This window comes from Gammaproteobacteria bacterium, assembly GCA_028819075.1.
Lineage (GTDB): Bacteria > Gemmatimonadota > Gemmatimonadetes > Longimicrobiales > Gaopeijiaceae > BD2-11.
Map to the genome: position 1 here is coordinate 36,494 of JAPPMM010000002.1, position 15,952 is coordinate 52,445.

Annotated in this window: 9 protein-coding genes and 1 pseudogene; 4 read left to right on the top strand and 6 right to left on the bottom strand. The window is 62.7% G+C overall.

Annotated elements, in window-relative coordinates:
* The first annotated feature begins 45 nt into the window (after positions 1–45).
* The 4 genes and pseudogenes from OXU32_00195 (at position 46) to OXU32_00210 (ending at position 6,858) form a co-directional block, all read left to right on the top strand.
* Positions 46–840, top strand: coding sequence for a DUF4268 domain-containing protein (locus OXU32_00195; protein MDE0072392.1), 795 nt, complete (start codon positions 46–48; stop codon positions 838–840).
* A 404-nt stretch (positions 841–1,244) separates the two neighbouring features.
* Complete coding sequence (locus OXU32_00200; protein MDE0072393.1) at positions 1,245–3,605, top strand: DEAD/DEAH box helicase family protein; 2,361 nt, start codon at positions 1,245–1,247, stop codon at positions 3,603–3,605.
* A gap of 3 nt (positions 3,606–3,608) precedes the next feature.
* Positions 3,609–5,059, top strand: a pseudogene (locus OXU32_00205) (class I SAM-dependent DNA methyltransferase).
* Positions 5,056–6,858, top strand: a complete 1,803-nt coding sequence (locus tag OXU32_00210) for a restriction endonuclease subunit S (protein ID MDE0072394.1) — start codon at positions 5,056–5,058, stop codon at positions 6,856–6,858. Before OXU32_00205 ends, OXU32_00210 begins: the two are co-directional and overlap by 4 nt.
* Before the next feature lie 74 nt (positions 6,859–6,932).
* Here OXU32_00210 and OXU32_00215 read toward each other — a convergent pair whose 3' ends face one another.
* From OXU32_00215 to OXU32_00240, 6 genes are all read right to left on the bottom strand, one after another.
* Positions 6,933–10,106: a metallophosphoesterase gene (locus OXU32_00215; protein ID MDE0072395.1), complete on the bottom strand. Its 3,174-nt coding sequence runs from the start codon at positions 10,104–10,106 to the stop codon at positions 6,933–6,935.
* 381 nt (positions 10,107–10,487) lie between these two features.
* The gene (locus tag OXU32_00220; protein MDE0072396.1) at positions 10,488–12,854 is read right to left on the bottom strand and encodes an aerobic carbon-monoxide dehydrogenase large subunit; all 2,367 of its coding nucleotides are present in this window, start codon (positions 12,852–12,854) and stop codon (positions 10,488–10,490) included.
* Positions 12,854–13,333 (bottom strand): (2Fe-2S)-binding protein, encoded by a 480-nt coding sequence (locus OXU32_00225; protein MDE0072397.1) that lies wholly within the window; start codon positions 13,331–13,333, stop codon positions 12,854–12,856. Before OXU32_00225 ends, OXU32_00220 begins: the two co-directional genes overlap by 1 nt.
* A gap of 4 nt (positions 13,334–13,337) precedes the next feature.
* Complete coding sequence (locus OXU32_00230; protein MDE0072398.1) at positions 13,338–14,204, bottom strand: xanthine dehydrogenase family protein subunit M; 867 nt, start codon at positions 14,202–14,204, stop codon at positions 13,338–13,340.
* A 22-nt stretch (positions 14,205–14,226) separates the two neighbouring features.
* A complete protein-coding gene (locus tag OXU32_00235; GenBank protein ID MDE0072399.1) occupies positions 14,227–14,670 on the bottom strand; it encodes an SRPBCC family protein in 444 nt (147 codons plus the stop codon).
* 77 nt (positions 14,671–14,747) lie between these two features.
* On the bottom strand, positions 14,748–15,917 hold the full coding sequence (locus OXU32_00240; GenBank protein ID MDE0072400.1) for a VWA domain-containing protein: 1,170 nt from the start codon (positions 15,915–15,917) through the stop codon (positions 14,748–14,750).
* Positions 15,918–15,952: the final 35 nt, after the last annotated feature.

Consider the following 15,952-nt stretch of genomic DNA (forward strand, 5'->3'; position numbering starts at 1 on the left):
GACAGGTTGGCTGGAGAAGGCACCGGACCGGAGGGATGAGCGCACATGGGTAAGACCAACCTTGGCCGCCTAGAACCTGTTGCACTGCGCGAGGTTTGGCCAAATGAAGAGAAGGACTTCACTCCTTGGCTGGCAGAGCAGGAAAACCTGGGGATCCTAGCTGACGCCTTGGGAATGTCCTTGGAGTTTGTAGCGCGAGAGGAAAAGGTGGGTCCGTATTCGGCCGATGTCCTCTGCCGGGATCCGAGCGACCAGACCATGGTGGTGGTGGAGAATCAGCTGGGCCAGACGGATCACGACCACCTGGGCAAACTTCTGACCTATGCCTCCCATTTCAACGCCCGGGTGGTGGTGTGGGTCGCCAGAACATTCACGGATCAGCACCGAGCCGCGCTGGACTGGCTCAACGAAGTGTCCGAAACCGGTACTCGGTTCTTCGGTCTGGAGATCGAGCTTTGGCGAATCGGGGAATCGGCACCGGCGCCGAAGCTCAACGTCGTCACCAGGCCGAACGACTGGACGAAGGAGGGTGTGGATAAGGGAGCGCTGACGGACACCCAACGGATTCAACTTCGCTTCTGGGAGGGCTTCGCGGAGTTCGTCTCCCGAAAGGGCAAGATCGTAACCAAGACTCACGCGCCTCGGCCTCAGAGCTGGCTGGGAGTGGCCGGAGTCGGACGGGGCGGCTTCTTCCTGTACGGTGTCATGTCCACATGGACGGAGGCTGGCGGTCACGAACTGAGGGCGGAACTACAAATCACCGGTTCAAGAAAGCGATCACTACTTCGATCTGCTGCACGTCGACCGACAGGTAATCGAGAAAGAGCACGAGTTCGATGAAGCGCTGGAATGGTACAATCCCACCGGTGTCCAGCAGCGGAGGGTCTACTGGCGTCTCGCGACCGACTTTGGGGATCCTGACCAGCGTATCGAGCAGTACCGCTGGCTCCTTGCCAGGGTGGAAGCGCTCCACGCCATCCTCGCGCCTCGAGTCAAGGCGCTTCCGATGCCGGACTAGCCAGCGGCTCGGAAGGCGCTCTCTGTAGAACTCCCCATGAACCCCACTTGGGTACCGTCCGGCTTGCGTGCGACGGCCGATTGGCCAAGAATCAGCCGGCCACTAGCCGAGTGGGTCTCGCGGTGGAGCAATACCAGCGACTGAAGCCGATCGAGGCCGCTGAGACGGGCTAGGAGACGGAGGAACGGAAGGTGACACCGAACGGAACGGAAGACTGCTGAGCGGAATGGACAAGCGAGGCCTCTCGGAACGCGACATCTGCACGAAGTTCATCACTCCCGCCCTCCGCGGGGCCGGATGGGACGAGATGTCACAGCTTCGCGAGGAGGTAACGTTCACTGCTGGCCGCATCGTGGTGCGCGGCAAGCTGGTGACGCGCCGCAGGCGGAAACGGGCCGACTACATCCTCTCCGTCAAGCCGAACATCCCGGTCGCGGTGATCGAGGCCAAGGATAACAACCACGGCGTCGGCGACGGCATGCAGCAGGCGCTGGACTACGCTGAGACGCTGCACATCCCCTTCGCGTTCTCCTCGAACGGCGACGGCTTCGTATTCCACGACCGCACGGGAGGCAGCAACCCCATTGAGACCAACTTGACGCTCGATGGTTTTCCATCGCCGGACCATCTGTGGGAGCGCTACCGGACCTGGAAGGGACTTACGCCGGAAGCCGAGGACACCGTACTACAGGACTACTTCGAGGACGGCGGCGGCAAGACACCGCGCTACTACCAGGTCAACGCCGTGAACGCGGCCGTCGAGGCCATCGCCAAGGGGCAGAACCGCATCTTGCTGGTCATGGCCACGGGCACGGGCAAGACGTTCACCGCTTTCCAGATCATCTGGCGGCTGTGGAAGGCAGGACGTAAGAAGCGCATCCTGTTCCTTGCCGACCGGAACGTCCTCGTCGACCAGACGATGGCGAACGACTTCCGGCCGTTCGGGGGCGCGATGACCAAACTGTCGCGCCGCATCGACACCTCCTACGAGGTCTACCTCGGCCTCTATCAAGCGATCACCGGGCCCGAGGAGCACCAGAAGGCCGACAAGAAGCTCTCGCCCGGCTTCTTCGACCTGATCGTGATCGACGAGTGCCACCGGGGCAGTGCCGCAGCCGATTCAGCGTGGCGTGAGATCCTCAAGTACTTCTCCGCCGCGACGCAGATCGGGCTCACCGCCACGCCGAAGGAGACCAAGTACGTCTCGAACATCGCCTACTTCGGGAAACCCGTGTTCTCCTACTCCCTGAAGCAGGGAATCAGCGATGGATTTCTCGCGCCCTACAAGGTGGTCAAGGTTCACATCGACCGGGACATCGAAGGCTGGCGTCCCACAAAGGGCCAGCTTGCCCGCGATGGCAAGCCGGTGGATGATCGCAACTACACCGTCAGAGAGTTCGACCGCACGCTGGTCATCGACGGTCGCACCAAGGCAGTTGCGGAGAAGATCACGGCGTTCCTGCGGGAGAGCGGCGACCGCTTCCAGAAAGCCATCATCTTCTGCGTCGATCAGGAGCACGCCGCCCGGATGCGCCAAGCACTGGTCAACGAGAATGCGGATCTCGTCCAACGGAACGCTCGGTACGTCATGCGGATCACGGGCGAAGACGAGACCGGAAAGAACCAACTCGGGAACTTCATCGACCCGGAATCGCCCTACCCAGTCCTCGTCACCACGTCGCGGCTGCTATCGACCGGCGTGGATGTCCAAACGTGCCGACTGATCGTGATCGACCGGGTGGTCGGAACGATGACCGAGTTCAAGCAGATCGTCGGCCGGGGCACCCGCGTGCACGAGGACACGGGAAAGTTCTACTTCACGCTCATCGACTTCCGGAAGGCCTCCAGTCTTTTTGCGGATCCCGGATTCGACGGCGAGCCGGAGCAGATCTACGAGCCCGGACCAAACGATCCCGTTCTCCCGCCCGATCCGCCACCGAATGGGCCGAACGGACCCGGCAACGGCGAGATCATTGATGGCCCCGATCCGCCTCGACCACTCCCTCCGAAGACCGGCCCGCAGGAGAAGATCTATGTCGATGGCATCGAAGCCACCGTTGTCGCCGAGCGGGTCGAGTATCTCGACGGGAAGGGCAAACTCATCACGGAAACGCTCCGCGACTTCACACGCCGGGCGCTGCGGAAGCGTTTCGCAGGCCTTGATGACTTCCTGAATCGTTGGAACGGCGAGGAGCGCAAGCAGGCGATCATCGACGAGATGGAGTCCGAGGGCCTTCGGTTGGACGTGATCGTCGAGGAGCTGGGGAACGATCTCGACCCCTTCGATCTCATCTGTCATGTCGCTTTCGACGCCCCACCGCTGACCCGCCGCGAGCGGGCCGCGAACGTTAGGAAACGGGGCGTGTTCACCAAGTACGCGGGTAAAGCCCGTGCGGTGCTCGATGCGCTGCTCGACAAGTACGCCGACGAGGGCGTCCTCAATCTGGACGACGCGAAAGTGCTCCGGATACCGCCGCTCGACAGCCTTGGCACGCCGCTCGAACTTGTTCGCGCCTTCGGTGGCAAACCGGGCTTCGAGCGGGCCGTCCACCATCTTCAATCCGAACTCTACCGGGAGAGCGCCTGAGAGATGGCCGTCGGCACGCTCGTCAAGTCCATTCAGAACATCATGCGCCAGGATGTGGGCGTCGATGGCGACGCCCAACGCATGAGCCAATTGTGCTGGATGTTCTTCCTCAAGATCATCGACGACCAGGACCAGGAACTCGAGACCTTCACGGACGGCTACCGCTCGCCGGTCCCGCCCCCTTTGCGGTGGCGGAACTGGGCCGCCGATCCGGAGGGCATCACGGGTGATGATCTCCTCGATTTCGTCAACGGCGACCTCTTTCCCCGCCTCAAGGAACTCCCGGCCCGGTCCGGCCCTCGCGCGACTGTCGTGCGTGATGTGTTCGCTGACGCCTACAACTACATGAAGTCGGGCCAGCTGCTGCGGCAGATCATCAACAAGATCAATGGGATCGACTTCAACAACCTCGCCGACCGGCAGCACTTCGGCGACATCTACGAACAGATGCTCAACGACCTGCAATCGGCCGGCAACGCGGGCGAATACTACACGCCGCGCGCCGTAACCTCGTTCATGGCTCGGATGATCGACCCCAAGCCGGGTGAGACCGTTCTCGATCCGGCGTGCGGCACTGGAGGGTTTCTGACCTGCGCCATCCGCCACATGATCGACCATCATGTGAAGCGCCCGGAGGACCGGGCGCAGATGCAGGCCTCCCTGCGCGCGGTTGAGAAGAAGCCGCTGCCGCACATGCTCGCCGTCACCAACATGCTGCTGCACGGAATCGAGGACCCGTCGTTCCTGAGACACGACAACACGTTGGCCCGACCCTACGTCTCGTGGGGGCGCGATGATCGCGTGGATATCGTGCTCACCAATCCGCCGTTCGGCGGCAAGGAGGCGGACGGCATCGAGGCGAACTTTCCGCCGCACTTCCGGACGCGCGAGACGGCGGATCTGTTCTTGGCACTCATCATCCGACTACTCAAGCCGGGAGGCCGGGCCGCAGTGGTCCTTCCCGATGGCTCCCTGTTTGGCGAGGGCGTCAAGACCCGACTGAAACAGCACCTGATGGAGGAGTGCAACCTCCACACCATCGTGCGCCTGCCCAACTCCGTGTTCCGCCCCTACGCCTCGATCGGGACGAACCTGCTTTTCTTCGAAAAAGGGGAACCGACGAGGGAAGTCTGGTTCTGGGAGCATCTCGTGCCGGAGGGTCAGAGGCGTATTCCATGACACGGCCGATTCGGGTGGAGCATCTCAACGACTGCGCCGAGTGGTGGGGCGGAGCAGAGCGCGAGGGCCGAGAGGAGGGTGGCCGCGCTTGGAGGGTTACCGCCGACGAGGTCAAGGCGCGCGGCTACAACCTCGACATCAAGAATCCTCATACCGTGGAAGCGGATCTAGGCGATCCCGAGGCGCTTCTGGTGAGACTGAACAGTGCCGAAGCCGAGGTGGTCTCGGTTCGAGACCAGTTGAAGGAGATCCTTGCCGACGCGCTACTTCGATGAACGCCGAGCGGCTCCTCGTACTCTACGACCGCGTGGTGGACGCGCCGGACGCCATCGACCGCATGCGCCGGTTCGTGCTTGATCTAGCCGTGCGGGGAAAGCTGGTGGAACAGGATCCGGCGGATGAACCGGCGTCGAAACTGCTGAAGCGGATCGCTGCCGAAAAGGCGCGGCGGACAAACGCAGCCAGGACGCGCAGGAAGAAGGCTGTTCATCCGCAGATGGCTCCCGCACCATTCGATTTGCCTCGCACATGGTGTTGGGCCTCATTGGGGGCCGTGTTTCATTACGATGCCGGAACGAAGTGTGATCCAAAGGCGCTCGACACGTCAGCTTGGCTCCTGGAGCTGCGAGACATCGAGAAAGGAACGGGTCGTCTCTTGAACCGCGTGCGAACGAGTGAGCGCGAGTCGAAGAGTACCAAGTCACGGTTCTTACCTGGCGATGTTCTCTACGGAAAGCTCCGCCCCTACCTGAATAAAGTGATTGTCGCTGATGAGACGGGCTACTCGACAACCGAAATCGTAGCCATCCGTCCGTATCTTCAACTGTCTTCGGAATACTGCGCACTCGCACTGCGTCGCCCTGATTTCGTGGACTACGTCACGCGGCTTGGGCAAGGGACGAAGATGCCACGACTGCGCACCAAGGATGCCGTCGTCGCGCCATTCCCGCTCCCGCCGCTCGCCGAGCAGCGCCGCATTGTTGCGAAGGTAGACGAGCTTTTCGCCCTCTGCGACCGGTTGGACGAAGCCCACGCCGCGCGCGAGGACACCCGCGACCGGCTCACCAACGCCAGCTTGGCCCGCCTGACCGCTCCCGCCACCGACGCAGCGGCATTTCGGGGTCACGCGCGGTTTGCCGTCCATGCCCTTCCCGCGCTGACCGCGCGCGCCGATCAGGTCAAGCACCTGCGGCAGACCATCCTCCGCCTCGCCGTGGGGGGGAAGCTCGTAAAGCAGGACTCGGCGGATGAGCCGGCCTCGGAGTTGCTGAAGCAGATCGCGGCAAAGAAGGCGCGGCTGTTGAAGGCTCGCAAGATCAGAAAACGAATACTCACAGGATCGCTGTCGCCTCCCGCGGCCGCCGTCGGACTACCAAGTGGGTGGATAGCCGCAAGGTTGTCGGATGTCGTGGTTGGATTGCAGACCGGACCGTTCGGCAGCTCACTCCACAAGAGCGACTACAAGATGGGCGGGACACCCGTCGTCAACCCCGCTTCAATACGCAATGGGAAGATCGTGCCGGTGGAAAAGATGGCCGTCGGGACCGACACCTTGGAGAGACTTGCCAACTTCAAGCTCCGTGCTGGGGACATCGTGATGGGCCGCCGGGGTGAAATGGGACGATGTGCGGTAGTGGCTGAGGACGAGGATGGCTGGCTCTGTGGGACGGGAAGCTTGATCCTCCGTCTTTCGGACAGCGTTTGCGCAGATTACCTCGCCATGCTCATCGGATCACCCGATGTTCGGGAATACCTCCAAGGTTCTTCCGTCGGCACAACAATGCGGAACCTGAACCAATCCATCCTGTTGGCGATGAGCATCGGCCTGCCGCCCCTCGCCGAGCAGCGCCGCATCGTCGCCAAGGTCGATGCCCTCATGGCGCTGTGCGACCAGTTGGAGGCCGAGGTCCGTGGTGCCGATGGCATACGCAGTAGCCTACTCGACTCCCTTCTGCATGAGTCGCTAGCCTCCCAGGAAGCCAGCATCAATGGAACGGCCGGCGGCGGTGCGAGGGTTCGGGCATCGCCCGCAATCAGCGATCCGGCTGGCAGAATCGGCGTTCGCCATCGCTGACATGCACCAACTGAGAGCCGGATGCGGGCATTCGCCCGTGACGGTTCTTCCTGCCACCGTTCTTCGTCCCGCCCCTAACGTCGCTTCCTACCCTTCCGCTTTCTCCTCCCCCTCTTCTTCTTCTTGGATTTCTTCTTCTTTCCCTTCTCGATCAATTTTCTTCGGGGGTCCAACGCCTTGATTCGCAAGTTCCTGTAATTGATTCCGAGAATGCCACATGCGCTCTGACGTTCTTCATAATCCATAACAAACAGATGCATGTGTCTAATGACAAGATACTGAAGCACTCCATGAGCAATTGGATTATCCTCGAGCGCATCATCTATTCGCCGCAAGTGTTGTTTTGGAAATCCGTCTCCATAATCCAACCGCATACCGAACACCGTCAGCTCCGAGACAGGAGAATCCAATTCATCCGCTACGCGCTGAATAGTCGGACTTGGATGAATCCAGTTCGGATCACCCAACGCATCCACGATGCGTCTCACCGCGCTATACGACACCAAACGCGTCAACCCGGCAACGGATCGTTGCGCATTTCGAAGTGCTTCTCCGTACCCACCTGGCCATCTCCCTCCCATCTGTTGCGCCATAAAATCAACAACGATCGGCTCATAGTTGCCCTTCAGGAGCGTCAGAATCTCCGTTAACGCTCGCAGCGCCACCTCATAAGCCGCCCGAGCGATCTCCCGTTTTCTCGAAGCGTCAATCGACGCCGGGAAGTTCTTCAGTACCTGTCCGAGAATTTGAGTAGTTCTAAACGCCGCGCCTAGTTCACGAATTTTCTCCTGCCCAACAGCATACTCATCCCCGTATTCGAGTTCACCTCCTTCGTCGGTGTCCACTCCATCCAACACCTCTCGATCCTTCTGTTCAAGAACGCGTCGACGTAGTTCTCGAATATCCCCAACATCCCGAAACTCGGCCTTGGCCAAGTCCGATCTGTCTCCTTCTAGGAACTGGAGCTCCGCGCGATTTAGGGCAGCGACGGGGCTTCCCTTACATATCTCTCGCGCACACCGTAGCATTTCGTCGAGAATAACTGAATTCTCCGATAAATGGGCGAGAAATAGAAAAATGTTGGCGTTTCTCTCCTCATATATCGTGTCCGCTAGGTGGGCGACGCATTTCTTTGCCCAATCCTGCTGCAAGTTTTTAGTTATGTGAAGAGCCGCAAAATAGTAAAAGCAATAATCGTATCTAAATTCGACTCGTCCCTGAAACCCTATCAGCAATCGGCTATCCTTCAACATCTTGACCAGCTGTTCAAAGGTGATCGGCAGCTCGTATTTTGTCGTAAACGTCATATATAGCTCACGGAATCGCTCTTCGGATATACCCATATCTTCCGAACGAAGTATCTCATATGCTAGACGGGCGAGGAATGACGTCTTGATTGAATAGGCGATCTTGTCAGAAGTTAGTGCCAGTGCGTTCTTGATGAACAGCTCGTAATAGTGGGCGTTGATACTGGCTCGGAGATCGACGGGGCCGACGCTGTCGCTCGCCTGCAAAATACCTAGAATGTAAACCGGATACGAGGGTATTAAATTGTGGCCAATCACAGTATTGATCGTACGCGTTCGTTGTTCAATCTCCTTAACGAGCGCGGCGGCGTCAATATGGCTGTCCTTGAGAGCCACCCATCGTTCAACCAACTCTGCACGTCGTTGGAAGCCAAGAGGTTGGATCCGAAAGTGAGCCGCGTCTTCGCGATCTTCCAAGAGAATCCGGCGACGGTCGTCGTCAATGCTCTTGAGTTCTTGAGACATCGCATCCGCGAAAAGATATACGCGACCGAAGATGTCGGTCAGGCACGAGATCAGATCGTCAACGGCGATGTGGCCGTCAGATAGTTTGTCGTAATCATCGACGATGATGGCCCGTTGATCAACGTCGAGCTGGTGATAGGCATCAACCTTGGTGCTGCCGTACTGACGTGAGACAATTGTCGAGACGGCGTGAACGACGTCGTCAGGGGATTGGATGGTGCGATGGGCGCGGTCACGGCCGGACATGTAGACGGGAACAACATCGGACGCGAGCAGATCGACAACTAATTGCTTGGCGAGGGTCGTTTTGCCTGACGCATCGTCACCGGTGATCAAGACAATGCGCTCGTCGGCCAGGTGGGACGGCATGGCTTCGGCGCCGATCAGATTCCCGGAGGCGGTTTCGCGAAGTTGGATCTTCCGAACGTGAGGATAAGTGAAGACGTCAGACCGTATCAAGGTGCCAGCGACGGGATGTTGTACCTGGAGGCCAAGATCGTCCAAGAAGCGGAGAAAATCGTCGGTAAATACGAAATGTTTGCGCTTTCTCGCTCGATTGACCTGCATGTCGGTCATAGGAGGGCTGAGAGTGTCAGGTATGTAACAATTAGTATCGCGGTCCCAAATTAGGGTCCACAATTGCTGGGTGCGATGTGCGAGGTCGATTGTGATGAGATTGAAACCAGTGGAGTTGGTGTCGGAGGCCTGGAGGGCGATGCCCTCGATGTACTGGACCCGTTCGCCAGTGATCTTAGATATCAGACGGTGGTCGGGAACATGTTCATGGCCGGTGATGACAATGTCGGCGTGTTGCTCGATATGAGCAGTCAGAAGGCGGGCGTTGCCAGACTTCATCCAGTTGTAGGGATGGTGAAGCATGGCGATCACGAGATCATGCGACCCCGGGGGCTGGGCGGGGAAATGGGATTGGGGTACGAACAGGCTTCCCTGAATCTCGTTACGAGAAGAACACCACGCGGTGTTTAGGCACATCACCAAGATGGATTTGTCGCGGACTGGAAAATTGTAATGCCAGGCGATTGGGGAATCGACGACGGTTGGCGGGCACCATGCGTCGCGTTGCTCGAAGAAACTGGCAAGAGGTTGAGTTATCGCGACAAGTACGTCATCCTGTAGCGCTTCTTCGTCTCCATTCACGGCGTTGAGCAATGTTTGGCGAATAGTAGTCGGGTCGGAAAAATCGCAATCGTGGTTGCCCGGGATGGCAGAGATGTAAACATCCGCGGCGGTTGCCTCCGTTAGAAGCTGCTGGAGTTGCTGGACGAGAGAGAATGCGTCTAGTAGTTCGTCTTCAACGCCGGAGTATGACAGATCCCCCGAGACGGCGAGGAGGATTCCGCTACAAGTTTGAGTGCGAGAGGCAATAGCTCTCGCGAGCAAGGGAGTACGGGCAAGGATTGGATCGGTATTCGACCGGATGTGGAAGTCAGTTAGATGAACAACAGCGAAGGTCACGGAAAGTCTCCATTGTTCCTATTGGTGACGAAATGCTGGAAGGCTAGCGAGGACTGGATACAAACGTAACGCGACAAAGGGACGGAGACGGAGGTCGCATCTGGCGGTTGAGGGTTCTTGGCAAAGCGAAATGTGCGACGGATACTACGTTAAGGGTGTCGGGCATTTCAGAGATTGGTGGCTGGCGGGCAGCTTGGATTTCCGATGCGACTACTCGAAGGCCGGAAGGGATGAGCCTCAGGGAAAGCACAGGGGCGGCCGCATTTCCGGCCAGCGGCGTTTCGGTCCTTTGCTCGCGACCGTGACAGCGAAGACGGCGGCTCCACGTTCGTCGCTGAGGACTGCGCGAGGAGATATCGGGTACGGGCACGCATTCCCCCCTCACTTCGCCACCCCCCTCTCCCTCAGAATCTCCCACACACGGTCGGGTCTGATCGGAATCTCCACATGCGTCACCCCTAGGTGCGCCAGCGCATCCACCACCGCATTCGCAATCGCCGGCGGCGCCCCCACCGTAGCCGACTCCCCAACCCCCTTCGCCCCCAGCGGATGATGCGGCGAGGGCGTCACCGTATGCCCCGTCTCCCACGCCGGCGTCTCCACCGCGGTCGGCACCAGGTAGTCCATGAACGAGCCGGCCAGGTTGTTGCCGTCTTCGTCGTAAGGAATCTCCTCATACAGCGCAGGTCCGATCCCCTGGGTCAGCCCCCCATGGATCTGGCCCTGGACGATCATCGGGTTGATGATGTTCCCGCAGTCATCCACCGCCACGAATCGCCGCACGGTCACCTCGCCCGTGCCGCGTTCGATGTCCACGACGCAGATGTAGGTGCCGAAGGGGAAGGTGAGGTTGGGCGGGTCGTAGTAGTTGGTTGCCTCCAGCCCGGGCTCCATCCCCGCGGGCATGTTGGTGTAGGCGGCGAAGGCGCAGTCCTGGATGGACACCGACTTGTCGGGCGCGCCCTTCACCGAGAAGGTGCCGGGCTCCCAGTCCAGGTCCTCTTCGCTCACCTCGAGCAGGTGCGCGGCGATCTTCGCGGCCTTGTCGCGGATCTGGCGGGCGGCCATCGCGCCCGCGGCGCCCGCGGTCGGGGTCGAGCGGCTGGCGTACGTGCCCAGCCCGTAGGGGGCGGTGTCGGTGTCGCCCTCCTCCACCTGCACGTGCGCGGCCGGGAGGCCCAGCTCCTCGGCGATGATCTGCGCGTAGGTGGTCTCGTGGCCCTGGCCCTGCGACTTGGTGCCGAAGCGGGCGATCGCCTTGCCGGTCGGGTGCACGCGCACCTCGGCCGAATCGAACATCTTGATGCCCAGGATGTCGAAGTCCTTCGACGGGCCGGCGCCCAGCACCTCGGTGAAGCTGCACACGCCGATCCCCATCAGCTCGCCGCGCGCGCGCTTCTCGGCCTGCTCGGCGCGCAGCTCGTCGTAGCCGATCATCTCCTTCGCCTTGTCCATCGCGGCCTGGTAGTCGCCGCTGTCATACTCCCAGCCGAGCGGTGACTGGTAGGGGAAGGCCTCCTTGGGGATGAAGTTCTCCTCGCGCAGTTGCGCCGGATCCTTGCCGACCTTGTGGGCCAGCGTGTCGACCACCCGCTCCATGCAGTGCACGGCCTCGGTCACGCGGAACGAGCAGCGGTACGCGACGCCTCCCGGCGGCTTGTTGGTGTAGACCGCGTCGACCTCGGCGTACGCCTGCTCCATGTCGTAGGACCCGGTGCAGATCGAGAAGAGGCCCGCCGGCCACTTCGACGGCGCGGCCTGGGCGTCGGAGTACCCATGGTCCGCGATCGTCTTGATGCGCAGCGCCCGGATCTTGCCGTCGGCGTTGGCCGCGATCTCGGCGTCCATGTGATAGTCGCGCGCGAAGGAGTCGGCCTGGAGGTTCTCCATCCTGTCCTCGATCCATTTCACCGGCTTGCCCAGCACCACCGACGCCGCGATGGCGACCACGTAGCCGGGGTAGACCGGGACCTTGCCGCCGAAGCCGCCCCCGATGTCGGGGCTCACCACGCGGATCTTCTCCTCGGAGAGCCCCACGTGGCCCGCCACCAGTGCGAGCACGGTGCGGATGGCGTGCGGCGCCTGGGTGGTCATGTAGACCGTCAGGTGCCCCTCGACCGGGTTGAAGTCGGCGAGGCAGCCGCAGGTCTCGATGGACGCCACGTGGATGCGCGGCACGTGCATCTTCTCGCGCACCACGACATCGGCTTCATCGAAGATCCGGTCCGTGGCCTCCTTGTCGCCCGCCTCCCAGTGCCAGATGTGGTTGTCGGTCTTGCCTTCCTTGTCGGTGCGGAGCACGGGCGCGTCGTCCTCGAGCGCCTTGAAGGGGTCGATGACCGGCTTCATGGGCTCGTAGTCGACCTCGACCGCGGCCACGCCGTCGGCGGCCGCGTAGCGCGAGGTGGCGATCACCCCGGCCACCTCCTGCGCCTGGTACATCACGGTGTCCGTGGGGAGCACCATCTGGGTGTCCGACATGAGGGTCGGCATCCAGTGCAGACCGTACGCCTCCAGGTCCTTGCCCGTGAGCACCGCGAGCACGCCGGGAATCTCGAGCGCCTTCGAGGAGTCGATGTTCTTGATTTTGCCGTAGGCGATGGGGCTCCGGACGATGTCCAGCCACAGCATCCCCGGCAGCGTGAAGTCGTCGATGTAGTTGCCCTTGCCCTGCAGGAAGCGCGGGTCCTCCTTGCGCTTCATGGAGTGGCCCATGCCGCAGATCTTGGCGGATGTTCTCGGTGCCATCAGTCGCCCTCCCCCGTCTTCGCGGCGGCGTACTCGACCGCCTTGACGATGTTCACGTATCCGGTGCAGCGGCAGAGATTCCCGGAGATGGCCTCGCGGATCTCGGCTTCGCTGGGGTTCGGATTGCTTTCGAGCAGCGCGGTCCCGGTCATGAGCATGCCGGGGGTGCAGAAGCCGCACTGGAGGCCGTGCTCCTCCTGGAAGCCCTCCTGCAGCGGGGTCATGCCGTCGGCGCCCGCGAGCCCTTCCACGGTGCCGATCTCGGCCCCGTCGGCCTGGACGGCCAGCACGGTGCACGACTTCACGGGCACGCCGCCCATCAGCACGGTGCACGCGCCGCAGTGCGTGGTGTCGCAGCCGATGTGGGTGCCGGTGAGCGCGAGGTCGTCGCGGATCAGGTGCACGAGCAGAAGCCGCGAGTCGACGGCGGCCGCGTGGGCCTCGCCGTTCACGGTGACGTTGATGTTGTGTGTGGCCATCGCTTTATCCTCCTGCGCGCGCGAGCGCCCTGCGGATGGCACGGGCGGTGAGCACGCGGGCCATGTTCTGCTTGTATTCGATGGAACCGCGCCGGTCGGGGATGGGCTCGGTGGCGTCGGCGGCGGCCTGGGAGGCGGCGGCGATGACGTCGTCGGTGGGAGCCGCGCCCTTGAGCGCGTCCTCCGCGGCGGTCGCGCGGATGGGGGCGATGCCCAGGTTGGTGAGCCCGATGCCCGCGCTCGCCACGGTACCGTCGTCGGCCAGCGAGAGCTGAACGGCGGATCCGGCCACGGCGTAGTCGCCCACCTTGCGCTCGAGCTTGACGTAGGCGCCGCCGCTGTTGGGGGCGGGCGCCGGGATGCGGATTTCGGTCAGGATCTCATCCTCTCCGAGCGCCGTCATGAAGAGCCCGAAGAAGAACTCGCCGATGTCGATGGTGCGCGCGCCGTCCGGTCCCGTGGCCACCACCTGGGCGCCGAGCGCCAGCATGGTCGCGGGATGGTCGTTGGCGGGGTCGCCGTGCGCGATGTTGCCGCAGATGGTGGCGCGGTTCCGCACCAGCGGGTCGGCGATCACCTTCGCGGTGTCGAGCAGGATGGGATAGCGCTCCGCCACCACTGCCGACTGCTCCAGTTGTGTCTCGGTGACCAGCGCGCCGATGCGCAGGAAACCGTCCTCTTCCGCGAGCGTGTCGAGGCCCGGAATGCGGCCGATGTCCACGATGTTCGCCGGCGACGCCAGGCGCAGCTTCAGCATCGGCAGCAGGCTCTGTCCGCCCGACATCACCTTCGGGTCGTCGAGGGAGCCGAGCAGCCCCAGCGCCTCGTCCAGCGAGCCGGGGGCGTGATAGTCGAACTGCGGGGGAATCATGTCTCAGCTCTCCTCTGCCGGTTCAGGCAAGTGCTTTGGTGAGGTTTCCCACAAACTCCTGTAGCATCTTCTTCGACACGACCTGGATCATGCCGCGTCCCATCTGGGCCAGAATTCCGGTCACAACGACATCGGAATCGATCGTCACCTCGGTGCGCGCGTCGCCGTGCGCGACCACTTGGCTGGTCATGGTCATCTCGGCGGTGCCCATGCCGCGCTTGCCCCGGCCGCGGGCGCGCACCTGCACGGACCGCTCGCTCTCGTCCAACTGGAAGGATACGGTCCCGTCGTATGCCACCGCGAGGGGTCCGACCTTCACGAACATCCCGCCCGAGTAGGTGTTGTCGTCGATCATGTCGCCCATCTTCGCGCCGGGGAGCAGGTCCGCGACCTGGTCGGGGTCGGAGAGCAGCGCCCAGACGTCGGCCGCGGGCGCGTCGATGGTGAAGCCGTCCTGGATTTTCATGCGGGTTATTTCTCCGGTTATTCCGGTTACTCGGTCATTTCCGTTAGTCTCGCGATTCCGGGATCGTCGCGCATCGTCTAGCGCTCGATCATCGGCAGGATGGCTTCCAGCGCCTCCAGGTTGTGGGCGGGCACGAGGCGGTCCACGTGCGGCAGCGCCGCCTGCATGCCCTTCGCCTCCGGACGGTAGCGCGGGTCGCCCATGAGCGGGTTGAGCCAGATGATCCGGCGGGCGCGCCGGCGGATGGCCAGCAGGGCCGTCTCGAGCGACTCCGTGTCGCCCCGGTCGAGCCCGTCGCTCAGGATCAACACCGTGGTATCGCTTCGCACGGTGTGCCGCAGGTGGTGGTCGACGAAGGCGAGCAGGCACTCGCCGATGCGGGTCCCGCCGGACCAGTCACGCACGTTGCGGGCGAGCCGCTCCAGGGTGCCGGCCACGTCGCCCGTCCGGAGCCACGGGGTGAGGCGCGTGAGCGAGGTGTTGAAGGCGAAGATCTCGGTGCGGCGCGTGACCTTGCGCAGCGCGAAGACGAAGGCGAGCAGGAAGCGCGAGCAGGCGTCCATCGACCCGCTGGTGTCGCACAGGACTACCAGGCTGGGGAGCTCGACCGCCCGCGCGCGGCGCGCCAGCTCGACCAGTTCGCCGCCGTGGGCCAGCGAGCGGCGGAAACTCCGGCGCACGTCCACCACCGGCCCGCGCTCCGATGGCACCAGCCGGCGGCTCGGCCGGGTGGCGATGCGGCGCGCGAGGCGTTCGAGCAGACGCTCCATGTCGCGGAGATCGTCCGGGGTGCACTCGTCGAAGACCTTCTTGCGCAGGAGCGCGCGCGGGCTGTAGCCGGGGAGGTCGCCGTCGGCGTCGGGCGCCTCCGCGTCGCCCCGGCCGGTCCGTTCGTCCAGTTCGCGGCGGATCCGCGCCAGCGGCGCCTCGGTGTTCTCGTCGCCTCGCCAGCGGCGGGGGGTGCGGGGGGCGTTCCGGGCGTGGGCGGGGCGGGGGAGGGCGGCGCGGCGCCAGCTCTCGTCGAACAGGCGGTCGAACTCCGCCCACCAGCGGCGCGGGATCCTGAGCGCGCTGCGGAGTGCCAGCCGCACCTCTTCCGGGTCGCCGATGTCGACGAAGCGGAGGGCCGCGGTGCCGTCGATCTCATCGCGGAGGCCGACGGGCACGCCGGCGTGGCGAAGTTCGCCGGAGAAGCGAGCCAGATGGGCGACGAGTTCTCGCTCCGGGGCCGGGGCCGCGGCGGGCATCAGCGGAGCCCTTGGCGAGCTGGCGCGGCCGCGCG

Coding starts and splice junctions, on each gene's coding strand:
- OXU32_00195 (MDE0072392.1), top strand. CDS start 46: ATGGGTAAGACCAACCTTGGCCGCCTAGAACCTGTTGCACTGCGCGAG.
- OXU32_00200 (MDE0072393.1), top strand. CDS start 1,245: ATGGACAAGCGAGGCCTCTCGGAACGCGACATCTGCACGAAGTTCATC.
- OXU32_00210 (MDE0072394.1), top strand. CDS start 5,056: ATGAACGCCGAGCGGCTCCTCGTACTCTACGACCGCGTGGTGGACGCG.
- OXU32_00220 (MDE0072396.1), bottom strand. CDS start 12,854: ATGGCACCGAGAACATCCGCCAAGATCTGCGGCATGGGCCACTCCATG.
- OXU32_00225 (MDE0072397.1), bottom strand. CDS start 13,333: ATGGCCACACACAACATCAACGTCACCGTGAACGGCGAGGCCCACGCG.
- OXU32_00230 (MDE0072398.1), bottom strand. CDS start 14,204: ATGATTCCCCCGCAGTTCGACTATCACGCCCCCGGCTCGCTGGACGAG.
- OXU32_00235 (MDE0072399.1), bottom strand. CDS start 14,670: ATGAAAATCCAGGACGGCTTCACCATCGACGCGCCCGCGGCCGACGTC.
- OXU32_00240 (MDE0072400.1), bottom strand. CDS start 15,917: ATGCCCGCCGCGGCCCCGGCCCCGGAGCGAGAACTCGTCGCCCATCTG.